At 71.1% G+C, this 2,685-nt stretch carries 3 protein-coding genes; 1 reads left to right on the top strand and 2 read right to left on the bottom strand.

The genetic code is table 11. From position 1 onward, the window contains the following. A partial coding sequence (locus tag ACTHNQ_RS10165; protein WP_440333262.1) for a TCP-1/cpn60 chaperonin family protein occupies window positions 1–391 on the top strand: 391 nt, incomplete at its 5' end. Between the two features lie 68 nt (window positions 392–459). Here the strand turns inward: ACTHNQ_RS10165 and ACTHNQ_RS10160 are convergent. Together ACTHNQ_RS10160 and ACTHNQ_RS10155 are read right to left on the bottom strand one after the other, a co-directional pair. Further along, entirely contained in the window at window positions 460–747 is a 288-nt protein-coding gene (locus ACTHNQ_RS10160; protein WP_440333261.1) for a WXG100 family type VII secretion target, read from the bottom strand. Between the two features lie 157 nt (window positions 748–904). Next, complete coding sequence (locus ACTHNQ_RS10155) at window positions 905–2,536, bottom strand: ATP-binding protein (protein ID WP_440333263.1); 1,632 nt, start codon at window positions 2,534–2,536, stop codon at window positions 905–907. Window positions 2,537–2,685: the final 149 nt, after the last annotated feature.

Below are 2,685 nucleotides of genomic sequence, written 5' to 3'. Positions count from 1 at the left end.
CGCCGGTGGTGGCGTCGCCCTCATCCAGTCCGGCAAGAAGGCCCTCGAGGCCCTCGAGCTGACCGGTGACGAGGCTACCGGCGCGAACATCGTGCGCGTCGCGATCGAGGCCCCGCTGAAGCAGATCGCCCTCAACGCCGGTCTCGAGCCGGGCTTAGTGGCGAACAAGGTCTCGGAGCTCCCGCTCGGCCACGGCCTCAACGCCGCCACGGGCGAGTACGGCGACCTGTTCGCACAGGGCATCATCGACCCCGCCAAGGTGACGCGTTCGGCGCTGCAGAACGCCGCGTCGATCGCCGGTCTCTTCCTCACGACCGAGGCCGTCGTCGCCGACAAGCCCGAGAAGGTCGCGGCTCCGGCCGGCGACCCGACCGGTGGCATGGACTTCTGATCCCACCTGCTCGAAACGAAGGCCCCTCCTCGCGGAGGGGCCTTCGTCGTCTCCGGGGGAACGAGGGGTCAGCGGAACAGGCTGGTCGCCGCCAGTTCGGTGTCGGCGTACTGACGGCCGGCGGCAGCAAGGGCGGCGTTGATGCTTGCGAGCGACTCCTCGACCTGACGCTGCGTGCCACGCCACTGCTCGACCACGCCGGCGAACGCGACGGACGCCGATCCCGTCCATGACGACTGCAGCTGTGTCAGCTGGGCGAGCATGGCAGTCGACTCGGCCTGCAGCCGGTCGATCGTGCCGCGCACCGACGCGGTGGAGGTGAGGATCGAATCGCTGTCGACGGTGAAGACGGCCATGGAGACTCCTGTGTGTGCAGGGGGCGGCCGGATGCCGAACCCGCTGTGTCCGCCACGTTAGGGGCCGGCGCATCCGCGGGAGGCGGCATCCCTTCCCTCCCGGGACATCTGTGCACAACCCGGGCGGAGCGGGTGCCTGGGGAGGGAGCGCGCCGACTCAGCCGGACAGATCGGTCAGACGCTGCAGCGGCTGCGTGGGGATCGACGCGTGCTCCGCGGCCTCGCGGGCATCGGCGAGGGGGAACGACACGCGGAAGGTCGCGCCTCCGCCGGGGGTGTCGACGACCCCCACGGTTCCGTGCAGCGCCTCGACGATCGACGCGACGATCGACAGGCCGAGGCCGGAGCCACCGGTCTCTCGCGTGCGCGACGTGTCGGCGCGCCAGAAGCGCTGGAAGATCTTCTCCTTGATCTGGTCGGGCACGCCCTCGCCGTGATCGACGACCTCGATCCAGCCCAGACGGCTCGTGTGATCGACGCCGACCCGCAGATCGATGGGGGAGTCCTCGGCCGAGTACCGGCGGGCGTTGCCGAGCAGGTTCGTCACCACCTGGCGGATGCGGTTCTCGTCGCCGAGCACGATCGGTACGAGCGCGCCCGCGGGGGCCGCGTGCTCGGGCTCCGGCACGAGCGACGGCAGTTCGCCCGCCCCTCCGTTCGCCTGCGCCGCGGGAAGCGGCTTGGGGCGGCGCCGCAGCATCGAGAGCGTCGCACCCGCGCGCGAGATCGCCGACGGCGGCGTGCCGCGCCGCTTGGCCTCGGGGGTCGCGGCGGCCTCGGCCCGGAGCGCCGGCTCCGGGTCGATGAGCGTCGTGTCGAGCACCGTGACGGGGCGCATCGGGGCGGCGGCCCGGACGTCGAGCGCGGCATCCCTCGCGACCGGGCGCAGGTCGACCGGGACGATCACGACATCGCGGCGCTCGTCCAGCCGGGCGAGCGCGAGAAGGTCCTCGACGAGCACGCCCATGCGGATCGCCTCCTTCTCGATGCGGTCCATCGACTGGGCGATCTGCTCGTCGCCGCGCACGGCGCCCATGCGGTACAGCTCGGCGTAGCCCCGCACGGTCACGAGCGGCGTGCGCAGCTCGTGACTCGCATCGCCGATGAACCGGCGCATCTGTCGCACCGTCGCGTCACGCTGCGACAGCGCGCCGTCGACGCGGTCGAGCATCGCGTTGATCGCGGTCTTCAGGCGCCCGACCTCGGTGGTCTTCGGCTCGATGTCGGTCATGCGCTGGGTGAGGTCTCCGCCCGCGATCAGATCGGCCGTCGCCTCGACCTGACCGAGGCTCCGGAACGTCAGCGTCACGAGGAAGCGGGTCGCGAACGCACCCGCGATCAGGATCACGAGCGCGAGGATCGAGTAGATGCCGAGGTACTGCGCGATCGTGCGGTTGACCGAGGCGAGCGAGGATGCGACGAGCTGCGGGTACAGCTGGCCGCCCTCGTACTGCTGCACCGAGACCGTCGCGCGGAACGTGGCCTCTCCGTCCGCCGAGGTGAGCTCGCGGATCTGGCCCTGCTGTGTCTGCGCCTCGGTCAGCGACAGGGTCTCGGGAACGACGGGGGCAGGACCCCCTCGGCCGCCGACGAGGGCGAGCATCTTGTCGCCCTGATTCGGGTCGTAGACCGCGACGAAGTAGTCGACGCCGATCTGGTTCTCTTTCGACGTGACGACGAGGTGGCCGTCGACCGACGAGAAGTCGAGAAGCGGCGCCGCGGCCTCGGTGCCCGCGAGCGACTGCAATTGGGTGTCGACGCCGTCGATCAGCGAGTTGCGCAGGAACACCGCCGTGCCGACGCCCGCCGCGATGAGCCCGACCGCCAGGAGCGCGACAGTGACCCCGGTGACCTTCGCGCGCAGACTGGTTCCGCGCCACCACCGGGTGATCGCGTCAGGCTTCTGCGCCAGGTCGTCCCCCTCTGCTGGACTGCCGC

The organism is Microbacterium sp., assembly GCF_051953575.1.
Lineage (GTDB): Bacteria > Actinomycetota > Actinomycetes > Actinomycetales > Microbacteriaceae > Microbacterium.
Note: the sequence above shows the minus strand (reverse complement) of the source record. Positions and strands in the feature narration are given on the sequence as shown.

Coding starts and splice junctions, on each gene's coding strand:
- ACTHNQ_RS10160 (WP_440333261.1), bottom strand. CDS start 747: ATGGCCGTCTTCACCGTCGACAGCGATTCGATCCTCACCTCCACCGCG.